The 21,911-nt window shown below is 48.3% G+C and carries 20 protein-coding genes; 7 read left to right on the top strand and 13 right to left on the bottom strand.

Going from position 1 to position 21,911, the window contains the following annotated elements:
* Positions 1-102: 102 nt before the first annotated feature.
* The 6 genes from AC0TWI_RS10180 (at position 103) to AC0TWI_RS10205 (ending at position 6,294) form a co-directional block, all read left to right on the top strand.
* Positions 103-1,089, top strand: coding sequence for a 2-keto-3-deoxygluconate permease (locus tag AC0TWI_RS10180; RefSeq protein WP_488126237.1), 987 nt, complete (start codon positions 103-105; stop codon positions 1,087-1,089).
* A 30-nt stretch (positions 1,090-1,119) separates the two neighbouring features.
* Positions 1,120-2,415, top strand: coding sequence for a four-carbon acid sugar kinase family protein (locus AC0TWI_RS10185; protein WP_488126238.1), 1,296 nt, complete (start codon positions 1,120-1,122; stop codon positions 2,413-2,415).
* On the top strand, positions 2,408-3,406 hold the full coding sequence (pdxA, locus tag AC0TWI_RS10190; protein ID WP_488126239.1) for a 4-hydroxythreonine-4-phosphate dehydrogenase PdxA: 999 nt from the start codon (positions 2,408-2,410) through the stop codon (positions 3,404-3,406). The genes AC0TWI_RS10185 and pdxA overlap by 8 nt, the downstream gene beginning before the upstream one ends.
* A gap of 208 nt (positions 3,407-3,614) precedes the next feature.
* Positions 3,615-4,709: a nitric oxide synthase oxygenase gene (locus AC0TWI_RS10195; RefSeq protein ID WP_488126240.1), complete on the top strand. Its 1,095-nt coding sequence runs from the start codon at positions 3,615-3,617 to the stop codon at positions 4,707-4,709.
* A 153-nt stretch (positions 4,710-4,862) separates the two neighbouring features.
* Positions 4,863-5,465, top strand: a complete 603-nt coding sequence (locus tag AC0TWI_RS10200; protein ID WP_488126241.1) for a stalk domain-containing protein — start codon at positions 4,863-4,865, stop codon at positions 5,463-5,465.
* Positions 5,466-5,610: 145 nt separating this feature from the next.
* Positions 5,611-6,294, top strand: a complete 684-nt coding sequence (locus AC0TWI_RS10205) for a hypothetical protein (protein WP_488126242.1) — start codon at positions 5,611-5,613, stop codon at positions 6,292-6,294.
* 52 nt (positions 6,295-6,346) lie between these two features.
* On the opposite strand, the gene AC0TWI_RS10210 is transcribed toward AC0TWI_RS10205, so the two are convergent.
* The 11 genes from AC0TWI_RS10210 to AC0TWI_RS10260 all read right to left on the bottom strand — a co-directional run bounded on the left by AC0TWI_RS10210 (position 6,347) and on the right by AC0TWI_RS10260 (position 19,338).
* A complete protein-coding gene (locus AC0TWI_RS10210) occupies positions 6,347-7,729 on the bottom strand; it encodes an alkaline phosphatase (RefSeq protein WP_488126243.1) in 1,383 nt (460 codons plus the stop codon).
* 232 nt (positions 7,730-7,961) lie between these two features.
* Positions 7,962-9,152, bottom strand: coding sequence for a phosphopentomutase (locus AC0TWI_RS10215; RefSeq protein WP_488126244.1), 1,191 nt, complete (start codon positions 9,150-9,152; stop codon positions 7,962-7,964).
* Between the two features lies 1 nt (position 9,153).
* On the bottom strand, positions 9,154-10,314 hold the full coding sequence (locus AC0TWI_RS10220) for a YhfX family PLP-dependent enzyme (RefSeq protein WP_488126245.1): 1,161 nt from the start codon (positions 10,312-10,314) through the stop codon (positions 9,154-9,156).
* A gap of 34 nt (positions 10,315-10,348) precedes the next feature.
* On the bottom strand, positions 10,349-11,485 hold the full coding sequence (locus AC0TWI_RS10225) for an aminotransferase class V-fold PLP-dependent enzyme (protein ID WP_488126246.1): 1,137 nt from the start codon (positions 11,483-11,485) through the stop codon (positions 10,349-10,351).
* Positions 11,482-12,402, bottom strand: coding sequence for a phosphotriesterase family protein (locus AC0TWI_RS10230; RefSeq protein WP_488126247.1), 921 nt, complete (start codon positions 12,400-12,402; stop codon positions 11,482-11,484). Before AC0TWI_RS10230 ends, AC0TWI_RS10225 begins: the two co-directional genes overlap by 4 nt.
* Before the next feature lie 57 nt (positions 12,403-12,459).
* Positions 12,460-13,752 (bottom strand): YhfT family protein, encoded by a 1,293-nt coding sequence (locus AC0TWI_RS10235; protein WP_488126248.1) that lies wholly within the window; start codon positions 13,750-13,752, stop codon positions 12,460-12,462.
* 27 nt (positions 13,753-13,779) lie between these two features.
* Positions 13,780-14,136 (bottom strand): DUF2620 domain-containing protein, encoded by a 357-nt coding sequence (locus AC0TWI_RS10240; RefSeq protein ID WP_488126249.1) that lies wholly within the window; start codon positions 14,134-14,136, stop codon positions 13,780-13,782.
* On the bottom strand, positions 14,136-14,513 hold the full coding sequence (locus tag AC0TWI_RS10245; RefSeq protein ID WP_488126250.1) for a PRD domain-containing protein: 378 nt from the start codon (positions 14,511-14,513) through the stop codon (positions 14,136-14,138). The genes AC0TWI_RS10240 and AC0TWI_RS10245 overlap by 1 nt, the downstream gene beginning before the upstream one ends.
* 63 nt (positions 14,514-14,576) lie before the next feature.
* Entirely contained in the window at positions 14,577-15,509 is a 933-nt protein-coding gene (gene yhfZ / locus AC0TWI_RS10250) for a GntR family transcriptional regulator YhfZ (RefSeq protein ID WP_488126251.1), read from the bottom strand.
* 192 nt (positions 15,510-15,701) lie between these two features.
* Positions 15,702-17,402: a methyl-accepting chemotaxis protein gene (locus AC0TWI_RS10255; protein WP_488126252.1), complete on the bottom strand. Its 1,701-nt coding sequence runs from the start codon at positions 17,400-17,402 to the stop codon at positions 15,702-15,704.
* A gap of 235 nt (positions 17,403-17,637) precedes the next feature.
* On the bottom strand, positions 17,638-19,338 hold the full coding sequence (locus tag AC0TWI_RS10260) for a methyl-accepting chemotaxis protein (RefSeq protein WP_488126253.1): 1,701 nt from the start codon (positions 19,336-19,338) through the stop codon (positions 17,638-17,640).
* Positions 19,339-19,618: 280 nt separating this feature from the next.
* On the opposite strand from AC0TWI_RS10260, the gene AC0TWI_RS10265 reads away from it, so the two are divergent.
* Entirely contained in the window at positions 19,619-20,239 is a 621-nt protein-coding gene (locus tag AC0TWI_RS10265) for a hypothetical protein (protein WP_488126254.1), read from the top strand.
* 241 nt (positions 20,240-20,480) lie between these two features.
* Here the strand turns inward: AC0TWI_RS10265 and AC0TWI_RS10270 are convergent, their stop codons facing one another.
* Complete coding sequence (locus tag AC0TWI_RS10270; RefSeq protein WP_488126298.1) at positions 20,481-21,149, bottom strand: HAD family hydrolase; 669 nt, start codon at positions 21,147-21,149, stop codon at positions 20,481-20,483.
* Complete coding sequence (locus AC0TWI_RS10275) at positions 21,145-21,711, bottom strand: GNAT family N-acetyltransferase (RefSeq protein WP_488126255.1); 567 nt, start codon at positions 21,709-21,711, stop codon at positions 21,145-21,147. The genes AC0TWI_RS10270 and AC0TWI_RS10275 overlap by 5 nt, the downstream gene beginning before the upstream one ends.
* Between the last annotated feature and the right edge of the window lie 200 nt (positions 21,712-21,911).

Raw genomic sequence — 21,911 nt, forward strand, 5'->3', positions numbered from 1 at the left:
TGCTTTTTAAAACGAAAGGGGTTACAATACTTTTTGTAAGCGTTGCATTTCTACTTATCTGCTTTACTTTTAAACAATTTATCTATTTAAGGAGGAATAATCGTGAAAATTAAAGCAACTTTGGAACGTATCCCAGGAGGCATGATGGTTGTGCCTTTGCTGTTAGCTGCAATTTTAAACACTTTCGTGCCGGACTTGCTGAGAATCGGCAATTTCACACAGGCACTATTCGTTGACGGGTCTAGCACACTTATCGCCCTCTTCCTGCTATGTACCGGAGCACAGATCAATTTCCGGAATGTAGGGGTAAGTCTTGGGAAAGGCGCTACTCTTTTAGCAACAAAATGGGTTGTCGGCGCTGCTGTCGGCTTGCTTGCGTACATGTTTGCAAATGAGAACGGGCTCTGGCTCGGGCTTGCACCGATTGCGATCATTGCTGCCATGACAAACAGCAACGGCGGATTGTATGTTGCACTCGTCGGTCAATACGGAGACAAAACAGACCGGGCTGCCTATTCATTGCTGGCGTTGAACGACGGACCATTTTTCACAATGGTTGCCCTCGCCATTTTCGGCGCAATGGGCTTTGTGAACGGCATGTTCTCCTTTGTTTCCTTCATCGCCGTATTGCTGCCGATCATTGTCGGTATGGTATTGGGCAACTTGGATGACGAGATGAGAGATTTTCTTGATAAAGGAAGTTCCATGCTCATTCCATTCTTCGCCTTTGCGCTCGGTATGGGGATTGACTTTGGAAAAATCATTGAAGGCGGACTGGGCGGAATTATCCTTGGTGTCTTAACAGTATTCGTTACAGGAACAGCAGGATACTTCGTCTTCAAAGCTCTTAAATGGAATCCGATTGTCGGCGCCTCTGAAGGTTCAACTGCCGGAAACGCCGTAGCCACTCCAGCCGCAATTGCAGCAGCGAGTGCCAGCTTTGCATCTAACGTTGATATTGCAACCGTTCAGGTAGCGGCTTCCACCGTTACAACTGCTATTCTTCTTCCTCTGTATGTAGCCTTTTTGGTGAAGCGGCTGGAGAAAAAAGGTGTAAAACTCCCGGAAGACTACATCAAAGAAGCGTGAAGGCTACAAGTGGAAAAGGAGGGAAACGCCATGGATAAACAGATTGGCATCATTGCTGATGACCTGACAGGTGCGAATGACAGCGGGGTCCAACTGGCGGAAAAAGGAATCCGGACATCTGTGCTCTTTGATGTACCGGATTCCATTGAAAAACTGGACAGCGGGATTGTCTTCGATACCAATTCCCGGGCACTGTCCAAGCAAAAAGCGATTGAGAAAACAAAAGAAGCTGCAGAGTTTTTAAAGAAGACCGGCTACCGGTATATTTATAAAAAGATGGATTCAACATTGAGAGGCCATGTCGCTGCCGAGCTCCAAGTTCTGCAGGAGACATTCCAACCTGATTTCATCATCGTTGCGCCTGCCTTCCCGGCTCTCGGCAGAACAACAAAAGAAGGAATTCATTTCGTTAACGGAACTGAAATCATTAAAACCGAGATGGCCAATGACCCGAAACACCCTGTAACAGTCTCCTCCATCCCTACTCTAATTGAAGAGGAAATCAATCAGCCTGTTGGTCTATTAAAAAGAACAGACTTCGCTGAACCCCAATTCAGGGAGAAAATGCAGGAACTGATTGCAGGTGAGGTACGATACATCGTTTGTGACGCTGAAACCGAGGCGGATCTAAAAACAGCGGCGGAAAAACTGGCTGCTTTTTCGGAGAATATTATCTGGTCCGGTTCAGCGGGTTTGGCTGAAATTCTGCCTGATGTACTCGGTATCAGTGGCACCAACAAAGAAAAGGCGGCTGCTCCTCTATCAAATCAAGTGATGACAGTGAGCGGCAGCTTGTCACGGACTTCCAATGAGCAAGTGCAATATACGTTGAACCAGCCTGGAGTCGACTCTGTAGAAATGAATACACTGCTAATGTTCGAAGAAGGCTGGGGCCGGGCTGCTGAGAACTATGGAAATGAGTGCCTGAAAAAGTTAGAAGAAGGAAATGATCTCGTTTTATATGTTCCCTCTGACGGGCAAATCCGTGAACAGGTGAAGAGGCTCGGTGAAGAAAGACAGCTTTCCGGAGCTGAAATCGGAGAGCAGATTTCAAGGTCCATCGGACAAGTGGTAAAATATATTGCTGATCGCAGCAACCTGACTGGACTTGTCATGACTGGCGGAGATACGGCAAAAGATACAGCGAAGCAGCTAGGAGCAATCGGGTTTCGCCTGATCCGGCAGATTGAAGCGGGCATTCCGCTGGGTACATTAATAGGTACAGAGAGAGAGTTCACTGTCGTCACGAAAGCAGGAGCTTTCGGCAAAGAAAACTCCCTTTATCACGCAATGCGTATTCTGAAAGGAGATCATTTACATGGATAACAAACCGATTGTCGGTATTACAATGGGCGATGCTGCAGGCGTTGGGCCAGAAATCATTGTCAAAAGCCTCCAGCACGAAAAAGTATATGAACAGTCACATCCGATCGTCATCGGAGATGCAAAAATGCTGGAACGCGCAGCAAACTCCATTGGCGTCAATATTACTATAAAAGAACTTGGCAAAGATGATGACTTCACCCAAACCAAATTTGGCGAAATTGCCTGCCTGGATCTTGACCTCCTACCGGCAGATCTTCCTGTCGGCAAGGTTTCAGCCGAGGCCGGAAATGCAGCTTTCCAATATCTAAAAACTGCGATTGAACTGGCTAACGAGGAAAAAATTGATGCTATCTGCACCGCACCGCTAAACAAAGAGGCATTGCATAAAGGCGGCCATATCTATCCGGGCCACACTGAAATTTTGGCAGAACTGACAGGCACTAAAGACTTTTCGATGATGCTGTCTTCTCCGAAACTGAGAGTCATTCATGTCACCACCCACGTCGGGCTGATTGATGCCATCAATATGATCAACCCAGAACGTGTATACAAAGTAATCCGGCTGGCCCACGACACATTGACCAAATCCGGAATCGCCAATCCGAAAATCGGCGTTTGCGGCATCAATCCCCATGCTGGTGAGAACGGATTGTTCGGCTACGGTGAAGAAGAAGAAAAAATTATCCCTGCTGTTGAAAAAGCGACTGCTGAAGGCATAAATGTAGAAGGCCCCCTTCCTGCCGATACGTTATTCTTCCGTGCTCAGCGCGGCGATTTCGACATCGTTGTAGCGATGTACCATGATCAAGGCCACGGCCCGATCAAAGTACTGGGACTCGAATCAGGTGTAAACATTACGGTCGGACTTCCAATCATCCGGACAAGCGTTGACCATGGAACCGCATTTGATATTGCGGGAAAAGGTATTGTCGATGAAGGAAGCATGCTTGAAGCACTAAGACAGGCAATTGAACTGGCTCCAAAAAAATAATAGCAGCCACGCTGGTCAGGACATGATGTTCTGACCAGTTTTTTTACATACAGCAAAGTGTCTCTCCCATGCTAAGCTTCTTTACTTATCAAAGCCCCCTCCCCCCTTCCTGTAACCTAAAAGTTCTTTTTCGTTCAACAAATCACCCCAATCGCTTTGCGTTTGTCAAAGGTTTCCATGCTACACTAGCCGCAAGGAGTTGATCACAATGGATGCACATCAAAACGAGAGCTTATTGCAAAAGGCCATCCAATTCATCCACATCTGTTACAGGGAATTGGGATTGCCTGAAGAAATGCAGCTGCAGAGAATTGAAGAAATCAAAGCGGAAATTTCATCCGAAGGGACATATACGCATACATCTGAGGAATTGGAACATGGGGCTAAAATGGCCTGGCGCAACAGCAATCGCTGCATTGGACGCTTGTTATGGGAAACGTTACAAGTGTTTGATGAGCGAAAAACGGATACGGCAGATTCAGCGTTCAAAAAATTAGTCGAGCATATCAACTTTGCTACAAACGGCGGGGACATCCGCTCCGCTATTACCATCTTTGCGCCGGGAAGAGATGGGAAAGATCCGATTCGGATCTGGAATCATCAACTCATTCGGTATGCAGGCTACAAGGACGGGGAAACGATTATCGGGGATTCTACCTCTCTACAATTCACCCAAATGTGTGAAAGCTTAGGATGGCATAGCGAGAAAACGCAATTTGATGTCCTTCCTCTCGTCCTGCAGGAGCAAGACAAGGCACCGCGTTTCTTTGAACTGCCAAAAGAAATCATCAAGGAGGTGCCGATTGTCCATCCAGAGCTAGGAGGGATGAAAGAACTGGGGATGCGCTGGTATGCGGTTCCCATCATCTCCAATATGCGCCTTGAAATCGGGGGAATCGACTATCCGATGGCCCCTTTCAACGGCTGGTATATGGGAACGGAGATCGGCGCGCGAAATCTTGCGGACGAAAGCCGTTATGACCTGCTGCCGAAAGTTGCAGAACTGATGGGGCTCGACACAAAGTCCAACCGCTCCCTTTGGAAGGACAAGGCCCTAGTGGAGCTGAACATCGCTGTGCTTCATTCTTACCAGCAGGCAAAAGTGACGATCGTCGACCATCATACCGCTGCCAAGCAATTCAAAGCCTTCGAGAAAAAGGAACAGGAATCCGGCCGGCCCGTTACCGGAAATTGGACATGGCTCATTCCGCCTGTCTCTCCGGCAACGACTCATATTTACCACAAGCCGTATAAAAATGAGATTCAAACGCCGAACTATTTTTACCAGCCAGACCCTGAGTAATTAAATGAACTGAAATATAAATATACATAGTGAAAAATGCAGAATCGGCTTTATATCTTTCTCAAAATCTTTTTTCTCTTAGATGAAAATGGTATTTCCCTCCTGTAAATTATGTAATATACTGGTAGTACCAAATAACTAGGAGGGTTCAGTTTGAAAAGATTTGCACCAGTGATTCTAGCACTTGCACTTATTCTCTTGCCATTTGCAGACCAGGCATTCGCCCATCCGGGCAGAACGGACGCGAATGGCGGTCATTATTGCCGGACAAATTGTGCAAAATGGGGATTGAAAACCGGAGAGTACCATTACCACAACTCGGGTGGATCTGCGGCACAAACCAAACCATCAACAGCAAAACCGGCTCCAGCTCCTGCACCAGCTCCAAAACCAAAGCCAGCAGCGAAACCGATCAGTGTCTATATCGATGGCATTAAGCAAAACTATGACCAGTCCCCCGTTATCGACAACGGCCGGACACTCGTTCCGATGCGTGCCATCTTTGAAAGTTTAGGAGCAAGCGTGAATTGGGACGCAAACAGTCAGACCGTAACAGCAAATCGTGAAAATACCGTCGTCAAATTAAAAATCGGCTCTAAATCACCGACTGTAAATGGAAAGGCGAAGGCAATTGATGTTCCGGCAAAACTCACAAACGGCAGAACACTCGTACCTTTGCACTTTGTAGGAGAGGCACTCGGAGCGAAAGTCGAATTTGACTCTGCAAACCAGGCAATTTATATCACCCAAAATTAAACCCGCATCATAAAAGGCAGTTGCGCTTTTCTTCGGCAACTGCCTTTTTTACGCCTTCATCAGCACCTTTTATCCTATGCCAAAATATCTATACAACCCTGCCAGATGGCTTTATAATAAACTTGATTAGGCAGGAGGGCATCATATGGGATTTTTAAAGAGTTTAGGAACATTAGTGGGAGATGTGGCAGGCGGTGTTGTCGGAGGGGCTGTTAATGTCGTCGGCGAGCTGACTGGCAGTGAATTTATTGGGGAAATTGGCGATGGCATTAAGAAGGCTTCCTCCTTTGCAGGTGAAAAACTAGGCGAAGCCGCAAGTGGCACTTGGGATGTGGCTGCGGGAATCATTACTCAGGATTCCAGCCAGTTCGAGGCCGGATTTCAAGATATCGGAAAAGCAGTAGGCGATACGGTAGTCTCAGCCGGACATGCTGTCTGCAACGTAGTCGACAACGGAGCAAATGTTGTTGGCGGACTCATCGACGGGGATTCAGACCGGCTGAAGGAAGGAGCAAAGGGTCTCATCAAAGTTGGGGTTGTAGGCGCCCTTTCCATCGGAGTCATTGATCTTGTCGACGGAGTAGATGGCGGTCTGGACAACCCCGGCACTGATATGGCTCAAGCTGGCGACATGCATGCAGATGCAAATATTGCGGCGGTACAAGATGATGTCCAGCTTGCCGAGAATCCAAATTCACACCATGTGTCTCCACATTTCCGCACACTTCCTTCCGGGGAAACAATATGGGTGGACGGTGACGGCAATTCATCCGTAAATACATACAATGGCTGGGAGCAATCCAATCCGGACTACCGGATGAAAGGATAACCCACCACATGGAAAAGCACTCCTTTTGCGCAGGAGTGCTTTTTCTGTTCTATTAATCCTCTTTTACTTTCTTCCCGAAAAACTCAAAAATCGTCTTCGCCGTATCGGTGTTGTCAATCTTACCGGCTAATTTCTCTTTTCCAGGCCCGAAAGCGTAGACCGGGACGTCCTCGCCCGTATGCCAGCCTGTGTTGCTGCGGAGGTCGATGATTTTCTTAATCGCTGCTGCCACATCATCCGTTATATCCTCTGCTTTGACCCCTTCCTTCGCTTCGGCTTTCGCCTTCGCATCAATGACAGACTGAACTTCTTCCTCAGTCAGTTCAAAGTTGATGTACTCTTCCATGGCAGGTTTGATGTTTCCACTTTTTACAATCTGCTCCGCAATGAATCCAGGCGAGCGCTTCACGGCTTTGATGACGTCCTGGTCCCAGTTGTACTTGCCGTTGCTGCCGATTGTCAGACCGCCTGTTGCATGATCAGCTGTTGCCAGTACGAGCGTCTCTCCGTCTTTTTTGGCAAACTCGATCGCCGCATTGAAGGCGTTTTCAAAATCCTTCATTTCACTCATCGTTCCGACAATGTCATTGTCATGTGCTGCCCAATCAACCTGGGAACCTTCGACCATCAGGAAAAATCCTTCTTCATTCTTGTTCAGCCGGTCAATCGCTGCCTCTGTCATTTCGACGAGAGATGGGATGTCTTCTGTCCGATCGATCGCCATCGGCAGCCCGACCGGCGCGAACAGACCGAGTAGCTTATCGCTCTTGTCATTCAGCAATTGTTCGCGGTTTGTTACGTAACTATAGCCATCCTGTTTGAACAGATTTGCAATATTGCGGTCGTCGCGGACAAAATACTGCGTCCCTCCGCCAAGCATGACGTCCACCTTATGCTCTCCGTCAATCAGTTCGTCATACATTGCATCCGCAATCTCATCATAGTTGCTGCGGGATTCATTATGTGCCGCAAATGAGGCCGGCGTAGCGTGGTTAATCTGGGATGTCGAGACAACCCCTGTCGATTTGCCGATTTTTTTCGCCCACTCCAGCACCGTCTCTACCGGCTGCTTGTCCTTATCGACGGAAATGGCGCCATTGTAAGTCTTGATTCCTGAAGCCATGGCAGTAGCCGCCGCAGCCGAGTCGACGACATTTTCATCGTCGTCATCCGGGAATGTAGACTGCATGCCGACAAGATACGGATCAAATCCGGTATCTTTCAATAAGGAACTGGATGTGTCTTCACTGCTCATGTACCGGTGACCTGTCATGGCCGCAATGCCCATTCCGTCACCGATCAGGAATATCACATTTTTGACTTTTGTTTCTTCCTCAGCCTGAGGCTTGGCCACCCCGATACCGCCGAAACCAGCAAGGACAAGCACCAGTGCAGCCAAAAGAATGAACGGCTTCTTCCTGATAAAGTTCAACAAATGAATCCCCTCCCTGAATAGTTAGAAAAGTCTACCAATTGAACTCTAGTATAATAAATATACTCGCTCCCTAACAATAGGGAAAAGGTGAGGGGGACTTTGGAGTCAAAATGCTTCCTAAAAAAAACAGATGGAGTACATCTTTTAAAGATTTCCTCATTGCTAATGTTTTTATCGATAGCTAAAGAAAACACCGCCCCCAAATGGCGATGTTTCAATGTTGATATATGTTTTACTGCCACTCCATGACTTCTCTTAAAAAGCTCTTCCCTTCAGCAGTCGGCGGCAAAGAGAAGAAATCGCATAATGTCGCGCCGACGTCTGCCATCGTTTCGCGTTTGCCAATATAGCATTTCCTCACTTTCGGTCCTGTTATCAAAAGCGGGACATATTCCCGTGTATGGTTGGAATGGCCGATCGTCGGATCGTTCCCATGGTCGGCCATGATGACCATTAGGTCTTCATCATCAAGTAGAGGAAGGAAGGTGGCGAGCCAGCGGTCCGCCAAATTCAGCAGGTCGGCATACCATTCCGCGTTTTCCGCGTGTCCGGCAAGGTCGGTTTCTTGGACATTGACGAGGAAGGCCGCATTCCCCTTCTCTTCCAAGTAGCACTTCTCCAACGTCTCCAGCACTTCTGCCGTATTAACGATTGGCATCGCCGGACCTTCTCCGTGCAGAACATCGGCTGTTTTCCCGATCCGGTATACTTTTAGGCCATTTTCAGCAGCAATCATCGGGAACTGAGCGTCAATGTCCACGCCATATCCCATATGATACACCTCATATCCTGGGCCATATACCTTCGCCTTCGGGGCGTCGACTCCCCACTGACCAGGGTTTTTCTCATGGACAACAGACAGGATATGTTCAATCGTCGTGTACGGGCCGCCAAAAGCGATGACCCTCGTCGTGTCAACATTTCCCCTGACAAGCCGGCCAACCTTTTTCAGTTCTTCGAAAGGCATTTTATTGAAGTCCGCCGTGAGGTTAATGATGTTGCCGACGGCTGATTCGAGATTATCCCCGACTACGCATGCACCGTCCACAAGAAGGACAGGCACGCCGTCGATTGGATATTCGACAGTAAAGCCAGCCTTTCGCAATGCTTCTGCCAATTTGCGGTGGATGTCCTTCATCAGTCTTTTATTCGACTTTTTCGGCGTGCTGCCGGCAATTTCCTGATGCCCCAAGTACGTATCTGCCCCATGATGGGCCAAAGCGGAATAGCCATAGGCGTTATCTGGTGCAGCATCCCCGTCAACGAGTGTTCCGAGACCCAATGACATGAGCGTAGGGATATGCAGATGAGGCGCCATTTCCCGAATATGCCGGAATGTATCGGCTTTGCTCTCCTTCTCTTCACAGTCCTTCATTGCTCCGATGCCAAAACTATCGAGTACGAGTACAATCGCCTTCGCCACGTCACCACTTCCTTTCAAAATGGGCGAGCTCCGGTTTCCCGCTCTGGATGCCGCGGACGAGAGCAATATGCGCCCGTGTCACAAATACCTGGGTCCGAAAGGCAAATACGGCCGTATCACCAATCTGGATCGGAACACTTTCCGGCTTTGCAATCGCCCCATAATAATCGATCGATTCTGGGGAGGGTTCAAAGGCCTCGACAAACTGCCCCAGTACATTTTCATCATGGCCGACTAGGCAGCCGTGCAAATGGGAGCGCCCGTAATAGCCCCCGCCGATCACGTAAAAATGGTTCGAATCTTCATGCGAAACCTCTGTCACGTAAACGATCGCCGGTTTCTCGGGCAAATCATCACGGTAAGCATGGAGCGGTGTTGTCCCCGTCAGGGCATGTCCCGGCTCCCCATGTGTTACACCTTGCTCCGCTAAAAATGGGATCGTCGCACAGCTTGTCGCACTCGGCCCGTTAACCTGTTGGACCTCGATGCCGCTCTCTTCCAAAATCTTTTTTGCGAGCAGAAGTGTCTCAAGATTCGGAGTCGGTTCCATCGACTGTTTGTCTTCAGAGAGCTGAAGATTCGGGAACGTGGTCACCCCAACAATCTGGATGCCGTCCAGCCTCTTCAGCTCTTGAAGCTGCGCTTTCAGTTCGGTTAAGGGGAATCCGCCTTCCTGTCCCGGATAAATCAAATCCTCTTCGCGATAAACCTTTAAAATAACAGCTTGTTCCACACCAAGCTTCTGGGCGGTCTGGGACAACTGCCGTGCCCTTTCCACTGAAAAGATCGTTACCACTTCCGGTTTCCAGCCTAAAATTTCTTTCCATTGGTGTTTTCCCGGCTGGACAAGATGCCCGACGTTTCCGATCGGCACGCCCGCTTCCGCCAAAGTTTTTGCTTCATCGAACTCGACAGCGACCGCCTTCTCGATTCCATTCTCCCGGATGAGTTCGCCGATGAAAGGCAGGCGGCCGAGCTGCTTGCTCATAAAATAAAGCGTCATCTTGTTTTCCTTTGCCGTCTTTGCCAGGGCACGCACATTTTCCGCAACGGTATCCAAGTCAATCACATAGGTGTTTGGTGGAATAATTGCGTTTTGATGCAGGGATACACCCGTTTTGATCAGCTGTGGATTTTTCTTTTTCGTAATGTCTAAAAACATGGAAGTTCCCTCCCTTTGTCTCCCGGTGCTCCCATCATTCCGCTTCAGCCTTTGCCTCGGGAATGACACGCCGCAAAATCTCGATAATTGTGCCTGCACCCGCCTTCATCGGATTGATCCGCAAGCCGTACTGTTTCAGCTCAGGCTGCGCCTCTAAAAAGCTCCCGGAAACCCGGTAGATCATCGGGAGAATTTCATACTTCGATTCAGCGCCAACCGGGTGCGTGCCCGCGCCCGCCTTGTCACTTAAAGCGATCACCTTCTCGGCAACCGGATCGGTCAGTTCGACAATCACGTTTTTTGACTGCGCATTCGTCATATACGCCGCCGCCACTCCCGGTACCGCTCCTTCATTCAGCATCCGGCAGCACGCTTCCACCTGCTCATTCTGGATGGCCAGCGAGACGGGAGCGAGTGTCATCATTCTAAGCAGTTCCATCGCTTCAAAGCCTTGCACCTGGCCTCCACCTGAATAATTCAGCTTGTGCACCCGGTCAATCCCATCTTTTTTACCGACAATGACGGCGACCCCTTCCGGACCGAGAAGCTTGAAACCGGAGAATGTCGAGTAATCCGCTCCGTACTCGACACCGACTCCATGTGTTTTCAAGGCACAGTAATTGTCATCGACCACAATAGGCAGTTCCGGCCGCAGTCTTTTCACAAGCTTGATGACTTCTTTCAGCGAATAATGGTCGGTCGGCTGCTGCCGTGCATGCTGGACATAGAACACTTTGATGTCGGAGTGCGCCTCCAACGCCCGGCTTATTTCGTCCAATTGATTGTAATCGGCGGAAACGGTCTCGATTCCAAACATGCGGATTGTCTCTTTTGTCGTCGTATAAACCGGGGCGCTGTGGATTATCATTTTTTCACCCGGTGCGATAAGTGCCGCGAGAATCGAGCGGATCGCTCCGGTCCCGGCCCCTCTCACAAGTGCGCAATCTTCTGCACCGAAAAAGTCAGCCAGTACCTGCTCAGCCCGATACGTCTGCTCCGGCCGCTTCCATTCCGGAGACACACCGAGGTCGCCGAGCGAGAGGAATTGCCGACCTTCAAAATGCCGGCTCATCGCCCCGACGAGCGCAAATTGCTTCTCCTGGGCCTCCTGTATCGATAGTGCCGGCAGGACGGAATCTGCATATTTCAATGTTTTCGGGTCATAAGTCATCTTGTTCGCTCCTTCCTGGAAAGGGCTTCTGCCGGGTTTTTCTCAAGCAAAAGCCGGATAATGCCCTCTTCAACACCCGCCTTTTTTAGTCTGGGGATGAAATCACGCAGGACTAGGCCGTATCCCGGTCCGCCATGCTTTTTCCAATGGGACTTTCTCGTCAGGTCTGCCGAAAGCAAAATCTGCTTTTCAAAGCCCCTGCCCAGAAATTCAAGGAGGAACTCAAGTCTTTCCTCGTCCGGCCGATAATTTTCTTTGCCGATCGTATCAAAGGCGATATACACGCCTGTTTCCAGGACGGACAGCACTTCTTCAAAATTCGCATTCAAATCCTGATGGCCGATAATGATCTGGTCTACAGGCAGTCCCTTCCCTGTCAGCAGTTCGACTTGTTCATACCCTAAAGTTCCAAGCGTTGTATGGGTAGTGACCGTAAGGCCGGTTTCGACTCCGGCGAGAGCGGCACCAATCAGCAGTTCACGTTCAATCGGCTTCATTTCATGATGGCTCGTCCCCACTTCCCCGATAATCCCGGGCTTGATGCCGGTAGAACCGATTCCCTCTTCTGCCTCCCCGATAAAATACTCGGCGAATCTTTCTGCACCCCAGCCGGCAGCAAACTCAGGGATAAATGGATCTTTATAAAATCCGGTGCAAGCGACAATATGAACACCCGTTTCCTTGCTAAGCCGTTTCAGCCTTTCCGCATCCCGGCCCATGCCTTCATTTGTCACCTCAACAAGCGAACGGCCGCCCGCCGCTTTAAAGTCCCGCAATTCCGAGAGCATCCCCGGTTCATCATCCAATATCGTGTCCGGATCTTTTTTAATCCGGGATAGATCAATTGATAAATGTTCATGCGCGGCACAGATCCCAAGCTCCTCTTTTGCAATCGTCCCTAACACTGTCTGTATCATTCTCGATGCTCCTTCCCTTCCATGGGCGGCCTCCAATTATGCAAGGCCGCCCCGCTTTTATTGCGGTATGTTCATTAACCCGATGGCGACTAAAATATTGGCGATAACGCCGACGGCAATCGCACCGACCGGGCCAACCGCCATCCGCACAATCGGACGTCCGGCAATTTCGTTAAGCAGGTAGAAGCCTGCGATAAAGAAGAACCCGAAGCCCGGTGCAATCGCATTCGCCGCATTAGCACCACCGATGAGCAATGCCACCTCGAGCAGCTTCGTCATCGCACCGCGGATGTTTTCTCCAGAATTCCGAACCCCTGGATATTTATCAAGGAATCTCGCAATCGAACTTAAAAGCATGACTTCAAGGAAGATGACGGCGACCCCAAGAATCAACGCAACCCACACATTTGGCGAGAAGAACCCGACTACGAAGATGAGTGTGAAACCAACCGGACTGTACACCCCTGTAGCGATTGCGGTACTGGCGACAAGCGGAATGAAGCCGAGCGCCCGGGCAGCCGCTGCAATCCCTGCATCCGACTTCTTCCCTTCCGCTAACAGCGTAAGTGAAATGGGATCGCCCGCCATGATCGCCAAGTTTGTTGCAGCAGCAATCAAACCGCCGATGATCATGAAGAACACGACATTCTTCCGGATCTTGGCAACTTTGTCACTGAACACGGCAGCCAAATCGATCGAGGTCCCTTCTTCTCGTTTTTCTTTCATGGCAAAAACTAATAAAAAGATCATTCCAGTAATCAGTGCCATTCCTTCCTGGTTGAGCGTGATCGCTGAACCGGAAACCTTCAATAAACCGCTGTCATTCAAGGCAACTGCAAGCTGACGGACAAGAGCCGCAACAATGAACGTGATGACCCCTTTTCTAATGCTGAACTGCATAGCAACCGCCAATGCAGGAAATGCCATGAATGTAACAACGACTGGCGTCCCGACCTGTCCCATCGCCTCAAGGAAATTGACTGGCAAGTACGTAAACAGTTTGACGAAGCCTTCAAGGCCGACCAGCAAGGCGGCACCGTACGTACCGCCGATCAGAGCAGCAAGTGGAGTTCCCCATTTGTTCTTCGGTGTCATAAGACCAATGATGTCGGTCCCTAGCAAAATACTATGAATCAAGATGATGCTGGCCGACAAAGTGAACGGGATGCCGAACCCGATGACAAGCCCGAAGCTCATCGCGAATGCAGTGAAAGCCAAGTCCCTTCTCGACATTCTGCCTTCCACATGCTCAGATACGATTGGGCGCAGACCGTCGTTGAACACCGCAATGTTCATATTGGCCAGGATAGCCGCAACCGCTCCAATTAGGATAATGAACACCATTTCCATCGTTTTTCCCCCTCTTTACCGTATTTTCTACTTATCCTTCAATGCCCGGATGATCATTGGCACTGCCGCTTCCATATGATCAGCCGTAAAGCCGAACGCCTTCTTTCCCTCTTTTACAGCGGTGATGATCTTCTCCTCTTCGGGTTTTTTGCCCGGCATGGAAACGGTTTCGCAATTTGGTTTGCCAAGCAGCGCGATCGCCATAGCCAGCGCCCCGCCACCACCGGTATGACAGGCACCGACATAGTAATCCGCCTGTCCGGTTTTCACCGCCATCGCTGCTTCCAGGTCGGATTTTACTGTCGTTTCGATGCTTTCATCCAGTTGCTTTATCAGTCTCTCAATCTCTTTTTTCTCAACTTGCCCGCCTATTACAATTTTCATTATTCCTGTCCCCCTTCATTTAATTGGATAACGGTCGCATAATGCATTAGCAAAAAATCCTGCTCCTCCTGCGGCAATTCACCTCCCCAAATTTCTTCGACAAAGGCAATCTCTTGCAGGGCCGCCTCTGCATAAGGAGAGCTTTTCACCTCTGCCAAAACATCTATCATCGGAGCTTCCACTTCTTCTCCCTTTTCAATCCTTGTCAAGGCAGTAGGCAAATGGGTAAACAACATCTCCCCATACTCGATCTCCTCTTTTCTTAATTGCTTTGTCAGTCTCTTAAACACTTCCACTGATGTTGTATGCGCCTTCATAGAAATGACTTCAGAAGCATGAAGCAAATCCAAGCGCTGTTGCAATAATTCCAGATCCATGTTAATCCTCCAGTATACTGTATTTAGTATATTGTTAATAGAAGGCATTCAGAACCGCCGCCCTTAGTAATGCGGATACTTTTCGCCTTCTTCTACTTGCCGCTGCACACCACATATTCTTTCAATGTCCAAAAAACCGAGCTGGTCCTTTATATCTTGGCGCTCCGCCTCAATGACCATTACAGCATTCGTCGCCTTTGCAGCCAGGCGGGCAGCTTTCTCTGTCTGAAAACCAGTCGAGGGAAAAACATTCACTGAAGAGGCTTCATCAGCATTCCACACCGCGGCATCCAGCTGCCCGTTTTTCAGCATCGGCACGAGCTGCATATAGTTCACTTCAACAAGCTCCACATCCAGCCCCTCGCATTCGGCAAGCGTGATTTCCGCCTGATCGGAAGAAGAGGAATCAATGCCGATTTTCATTCCGGCTGCCAGTTTCGTGTGTTTGCTGTCCGAGAAAAAAATCCGGTGTGCCGTTACATAGGATTCGCTTCCGAATTGATGAATGATTTCCAATCCGTCATGGTCCTTCAGCGCCTCCTCTGCAGCCATCAAAGAAAGAATCGTAAAATCATATCGGCGCGATTTCAACGCCTCCAACCTTCTTCGCGAACCGCGCATATACGCGAGACCGGACTTCTTATTCAATTCCCATAGAGACTCAACAATCCCCGTCGCCAGCCCCTCATACTTCCGGGAATACGGAAGCGGCATAACACCAATCATCGGTCCGACACCTGCGATCTCGTAGAGTAGATCTGCATCCTTCTTTGTCAAAAACGTTCCCAAGTGTCCACGCGACTCAAGCGAAATAGCATGAAGCTCCTCCAACACACGGAGAGCACCTTGAGCCGTACCTCTGCCAATCGAAAGCTTCTCGGAAATATCACTGACCCGCGGAATTCGCTCCCCCGTCTCAGTCTGCAGCAGCTCCTTGGCAATAAACTTGGCTGCCAGCCCATTTTTTGAATACAAACTGCTCCAAATCCTGCTCATACAATACCTCTAATTTCTTTCATTCTCAATATACAAAATTCCGTATATTTAAAGTATACGTGTTGGTGGGGAGGAATACAAGGGGAGACGATAATACGATTAAAAACTTTTCAACTAACATAAATAGTAGGTTCATACCATCCATTTCGGTAGATTGATGCAAAAAACACCGCCTCAAGGCGGTGTCCTGTATTAAATCTTAAACTGGTTCACTAGTTCTCTCAAGGTCTCTGCACTCTTTTCAAGATGTGCAGCTGATGAGGAGATTTCCTCCATGCTGGCCAGCTGCTCTTGGGAGGCAGCGGCAATCGCTTGCGATTTTCCGGAGGATTGCTGTGCAATTGAGGCAATCTCTTCGATGGAGGCAGCAACTTCCTGCACGCTTGCCGACAACTGTTCCGATACGGCGGAAACATCCTGTGTCTGGCTTGCGACTTTGTCAATCGAAGAACGAATCCGCTCGAAGCCATCGCCTGTTTTTCGGACAATGTCCATTCCAGAGACTACATCTTCTGTGCCTTTATCCATTTGCACGACGGCATGTTCTGTTGCTTCTTGAATTTGCTTGATCAGTTCTGTGATCTTGCCGGCAGAGTCTTTCGATTGCTCGGCGAGTTTCCGTACTTCATCAGCGACAACGGCAAACCCTTTGCCTTGTTCTCCCGCTCTTGCTGCTTCAATTGCAGCATTGAGCGCAAGCAGGTTGGTCTGTTCGGAAATGTCAGTGATGATGTCGGTGATGTTGCCAATTTCTTTCGAGTGGTTCCCAAGTTCGCGTATAATGGACGCCGAGCGGTCAACGGTCTTCTGGATTGTATCCATCTGGTGGATCGCCTCTTGGACGACCCGGCTGCCATCGCTCGCTTCTAAATTTGTTTCGGCCGCAAGTTCCGCAACATAAGAAGTGTTTTCGGCCACTTGCTGAACGCTGATCGCCATTTCCCTCATCGCCCGAGCGCTTTCACTTGTGCCCTTTTCCTGCATGTCGGCGCCGCTTGCCACCTCTTGGATAGAAAGGGAAACCTGGTTTGTCGCACTCGTTGACTCTTCTGCGCTTGCAGTCAGTTGTTCAGAAGAGGATGCAACCCGCTCGGATGTTTCACCGATCTGCCCGATCATCGTCCTCAAGCTCTGCAAGAATTGGTTGAAGGCCCGTGCCAGGTCACCCGCTTCATCGTTCGATTTAACAGCGAGTTTTTTCGTTAAATCCCCTTCGCCGTTTGAGATTTCATCAAGCTGATGATTGATCTCTACAATTGGACGGACAATTCTTCTCGTCATATATACCGAAACGATAATGGCCGCAATGCCAAGTCCGGCACTAACGGAGATCAGAACTGCCAAAAGTGTTATAACAGTTTTTTGAATCATATTAATCGGAGGGCCGACCATCCACATGCCGATTACTTCGCCATCTCTGTTCTTCAAAGGCTGATAATACGCAAGATGTTCAGTTCCCACAATGTCAACGACAGATATGTACGTTTCTCCTTTTTTCAGAACAGCATCAGCGACCTTCGGATCTGAACTCGACCCTACTACCCGTTCTCCCTTTTCCTTCACGCTCGTTGAAACCCTCATGTCTCCTTGAAAGATGGTCGATGCACCGTCGGTAATTTCAGCGATTCGATCCATGAGCTCATGATTATCGTTGATCTTCATATCCCCTTTATACAATTCCCCGTCTTTAATTGCCCATGGGCCTTTAAAGCTCTCATCCAGCCAATTGTATCCAAGCTCCGACACAATTTTTGCCCTGCCCGTATACATTTCCATCAATACTTTTTCTATTTGATACTTTGAAACCAGACTGATCACGACAACCAGCAAAAGTACAATGCTGATGACAAGAAGATTCATCTTCGTGCCAATCGTCAGCTTCCTTTTCTTCACTGCTATTCCTTCTTTCCTGATAGTAAAATTACCTTATCCTGCAGTATGAAAAGACCCTCCTTAAGTACTACAGGAAAATGTCGAATTTTGGCGTTTCTCTTACTTTCTCTATATCGACAGCGAAGGAAAAGAGTGAAGAGCGCTTGAAAAAATCTAAATAAACCGACGATTTATACTTCATTATCCCTACACTCATTCTGAAAAATAAGACACCGCCAAAGGACGGTGTCTCGCATTAAATCTCAAACTGATTCACAAGCCCTCTCAGTATTTCTGCACTCTTTGAAAGGTGTGCGGCTGACGAGGTGATTTCTTCCATGCTGGCAAGCTGTTCTTGAGAGGCCGCGGCAATCGATTGGGATTTCCCTGCCGATTGCTGGGCAATGGAAGCAATCTCCTCGATGGAGGCGGCTACTTCTTGAACACTTGCAGACAATTGCTCAGATACAGCGGAGACATCTTGAGTCTGGCCTGCGACTTTATCGATGGATGACTTGATTCGCTCGAAGCCCTCCCCTGTTTTCCGGACGATTTCCATGCCAGAGAGTGCATCCTTTGTTCCCTTGTCCATTTGCACGACAGCTTGTTCTGTTGCCGTCTGAATCTGTTGAATCAGCGTAGTAATCTTACCAGCCGAGTCTTTTGACTGCTCGGCGAGTTTTCGTACTTCAGCTGCAACGACAGCAAACCCTTTTCCCTGTTCCCCCGCTCTTGCCGCTTCAATCGCCGCGTTGAGCGAGAGCAGATTGGTCTGTTCGGATATATCAGTAATAATATCGGTGATGTGGCCAATCTCCTTCGAATGGTTGCCAAGCTCACGGATGATAGCTGCTGAACGGTCGACAGTCTGCTGGATCGTATTCATCTGCTCGATCGCCTGTTGAACAACTTGGAAGCCGTCACTCGCTTCGTGATTGGTTTCTGCTGCGAGTTCTGCTACATATGATGTATTTTCTGCTACCTGCTGGACACTGATCGCCATTTCCTTCATCGCCTGGGCACTGTCAATTGTTCCTTTTTCCTGAATAGCAGAACCGCTTGCCACTTCCTGAATGGAAAGGGAAACCTGGTTCGTCGCGTTCGTTGACTCCTCTGCGCTCGCTGTCAACTGTTCGGAAGAGGATGCGACCCGCTCGGACGTCTCGCCGATCTGCCCAATCATCGTCCGCAGGCTCTGCAAAAACTGATTAAAAGCACGAGCAAGATCTCCCGCCTCATCATTCGATTTGACGGAAAGCTCTTTCGTCAAGTCACCTTCGCCGTTTGAAATTTCATCAAGCTGATGATTGATCATCACAATCGGACGGACAATTCTCTTCGTCATAAAAATGGAAACTAGGACGGCAGCAATGCCAAGACCCCCAACGATGGCAATCATCATCAACAACACCGATACAACAGTTTGTTGAATGGTCTCAATCCGCGGGCCGACAAGCCACATTCCAATCACGTCACCGTCTTCGTTTTTCAGCGGCTTATACATCGTCAGATGCTCAATGCCGCCGATATCAGCTTTTCCAATGTATGGCTCGCCAGTCTTTAGCACGAAATCCGCTGCCCTAGGATCTGCTTTTGTCCCTGTTATCCTTTCACCATTCTTCTTTACACTCGTTGCGATTCTGGTATCTCCTTGAAAAATGGTTGCTGCCCCATTCGTAATCTCAGTAATTTCATCCATAAGTTCATTGTTGTCGTTCATGATCGTATCGCCTTTATACAGCTTACCGTCTTTGATCGACCATTCACCCTTATATTTTTCATCAAGCCAATTATAGCCGAGCGCTGAAACGGCCTTAACCCTGCCCGTATATACATCCATCAACGCGTTCTCTATTTGAAACTTGGCCACGAGACTGATCACAACAATCAACAACAGCACAATACTGATGACAAGAAGATTGATCTTCGCGCCAATGGTAATTTTTCTTTCCTTCAACGGTTATTCCTTCTTTCACTTTTCAAAATTTTCTTTCCCCACGACGTAGAAAAGCCCTCCTTTCGCATCAGTGAGAAGTTTGTTGTTTTTAGTCGAATGCCTTACATTTTCTATATCGACAGTGGTTAGTAAGTATGAATATGCCGGAAAAAGTCGAAATTTACCAATTATTATCTGATCATTTAGTCAGCCCGCCTTTCAGGGAGACAAAAAACGCACGCTTACTTTCCCAACAGAAGGGAATATGTATCTGGAAGATAAGTGGAAGGGGTTTTTCGGAGTGGAACATGTATTGGTCAGTTATTTTAAAGTTGAGAGTGAAGCATTCCAGGCGCTATCGGATATGAAACAACTAGCGGTAATAGAGAAAGAAGTGATCCTGTCGCACGTCGGAATTTTTAAAAGAGAAGCAGGACGGATTCAGCTGAAGGATTCGTTTGATACGGGCATGCTTTCAGGCAACGATACGGTTATCGGCACCTTGATCGGCGGATTAGCCGGCATGCTTGCCGGACCGCTTGGTGTATTGCTTGGCATCGGTATCGGTGGTTCAGTCGGTATGCTTTCAGATGCAAAAGATATCGAACATGAGTCCGGATTGCTGCAAGCGATGACGAACAGGATGAAGGACGGAGACGTAGCCATCATCGCTGTCGTTCAGGAAAGTTCGGAAAACCCTCTGGATGTACTGTTTGCGAAATATGATACCGTCACCCTTCGTTTTGATGCTAGTACGGTACAGGAAGAGCTAGAACACGCAAAAGAAGTTCAGGACGAATTGGAGAGAAATGCGCGGGAGCAAATGGCGGAAGAACGCTCAGTCAAACGCCGGGAGAAAGTCGAAGAGTACAAGCGAAGAATCCGCGATGATTTCCATCGATTGAAGGAACGCTTGCAGTAAGTAGACATGAGATAAATCACTAATCCCCCTAATCAGTGGCTGATTAGGGGGTCCGCTCAAAACTTGAATGAGTATGACTGTGGGTATGCCTTAGACTTTGGTACATTACCCGAGACACATTCAATCATCCTCTTATTCTTTATTTCTATACTAAGTCCTTCTAGCTCCGGTCACACTAGTAACTAGACGTCTATACCTTTCAATTTATAGGTTTACGCCAGCCATAGAAAAGACCTCCGGCTCAAACCGTGTTTTTTACTTCTTCTAATGACTCAATGATTTCATCCAAACTTTTCTCCGTCATCGAGCTGATTTTCAAATGGTAGTTTGTAAACGGAAGAGACTCCGTAACCGGGTTGGGAATCACAACCGCTGGAACTTTCGCTTCATTTGCGGCAATCACCCCATTAAGGGAATCTTCAAAAATGACAGCTTCATGTGCCTCAATCTCTAATGCTTCAAGAGACTTTAAGAATAGATCCGGAGCGGGTTTAACTCGTTCCACATCGTCCTTTGTGACGAGGTGATCAAAATAAGAAAGCAAATTCAAGTTTGATAAGTGGGTGGTCACCCACTCCCTTGTCGAGCTCGAAGCCAGGGCAATGCCCAGCCCTAATCTTTTGGCTTCTTGCAAATACTCAAGTACCCCTTCACGTGCCTCCATCTTTCTTACATAGTCCGTATGCAGCACCTTCGTACGTCCGCGAAGAAATTCCTCGTCAAAGTCGGCTCCCAGCGTCTCTCTTAAATGGGAATACAGCGGTTCATCATTCGCCCCGATGCATTTGACAAACTCCCCAAAGGGCACTTCCATTCCAAACCGGGACTGAAGCACTTCTTGATAAGCATGGTACCAGGCCGTCTCCGTATCCAAAATCAATCCATCGAAATCAAAAATAAGGGCTTTAATCATCCTTATCTCCTTTCAAAATCTTTCGATCCAGCATTTCCTCAAGCAATCCCCATGCTTCCTCACTATTCTCTGTCGTAAAATCTGGCTCAAAACCATAATTCAGGTACATATTGATTGCCTTATAGCTTGTCGTCTGCGATGTAAGATACGCTTTAGAATGGCGTTCAGCCAAAATATTCATCGCGGCACTGAGCAGCGGCTTTGACAGCTTCCTTCCCTGGTACTCCGGTACGACGCCAACCCAGTGAATTCTCCCGGCTGCTTCATCCTCGCCAGGCAGCTTGCCATACCATGCGGTTGTCGTAGCAATCGGCTCTCCGCACTCATTTTCAATGAATATGCATCGCTCAGTCATTTCATCCGCGTATGGCCCAAATTCTTTATTAAAGTGTTCAAGCGCTGCTTCCTCACTGGTGAATTCATCGACACTCTTTTCAATCCGTGCCCAATGATGTTCATCCCCTTTTTGGAACAAACGAATAGAAAATCCTTCAGGCAGTGAATGTTGAGGAATGTTTGTTACATCCTTGCGTGTCATTCTGACGGGTATATATTTCATCACGTTCAGCTCCTAGTTCTGCTTTCTTCACAGTAATCCAACACCTTCATTCTATCAGATTGCTAGATTTGTTCCTATAGTGGCGGAAAATGATAAAGTACTTCACATAGACTTTTCCAATCAATCGTTTGATTAGAGTCCTAGTTAAAATTAAATCCTTCTATAATTCGACGCTAGTGGCATCTCCATTATTTTCATTG

Source organism: Lederbergia sp. B243.17, assembly GCF_057657925.1.

Bases quoted from the DNA above. Each gene is read 5' to 3' on its own strand.
- AC0TWI_RS10245 (WP_488126250.1), bottom strand. From the start codon at position 14,513: ATGGATCTGGAATTATTGCAACAGCGCTTGGATTTGCTTCATGCTTCT.
- AC0TWI_RS10275 (WP_488126255.1), bottom strand. From the start codon at position 21,711: ATGAAATATATACCCGTCAGAATGACACGCAAGGATGTAACAAACATT.
- yhfZ (WP_488126251.1), bottom strand. From the start codon at position 15,509: ATGAGCAGGATTTGGAGCAGTTTGTATTCAAAAAATGGGCTGGCAGCC.
- AC0TWI_RS10240 (WP_488126249.1), bottom strand. From the start codon at position 14,136: ATGAAAATTGTAATAGGCGGGCAAGTTGAGAAAAAAGAGATTGAGAGA.
- AC0TWI_RS10205 (WP_488126242.1), top strand. From the start codon at position 5,611: ATGGGATTTTTAAAGAGTTTAGGAACATTAGTGGGAGATGTGGCAGGC.
- AC0TWI_RS10220 (WP_488126245.1), bottom strand. From the start codon at position 10,314: ATGTTTTTAGACATTACGAAAAAGAAAAATCCACAGCTGATCAAAACG.
- AC0TWI_RS10230 (WP_488126247.1), bottom strand. From the start codon at position 12,402: ATGATACAGACAGTGTTAGGGACGATTGCAAAAGAGGAGCTTGGGATC.
- AC0TWI_RS10185 (WP_488126238.1), top strand. From the start codon at position 1,120: ATGGATAAACAGATTGGCATCATTGCTGATGACCTGACAGGTGCGAAT.
- AC0TWI_RS10225 (WP_488126246.1), bottom strand. From the start codon at position 11,485: ATGACTTATGACCCGAAAACATTGAAATATGCAGATTCCGTCCTGCCG.
- AC0TWI_RS10195 (WP_488126240.1), top strand. From the start codon at position 3,615: ATGGATGCACATCAAAACGAGAGCTTATTGCAAAAGGCCATCCAATTC.
- pdxA (WP_488126239.1), top strand. From the start codon at position 2,408: ATGGATAACAAACCGATTGTCGGTATTACAATGGGCGATGCTGCAGGC.
- AC0TWI_RS10235 (WP_488126248.1), bottom strand. From the start codon at position 13,752: ATGGAAATGGTGTTCATTATCCTAATTGGAGCGGTTGCGGCTATCCTG.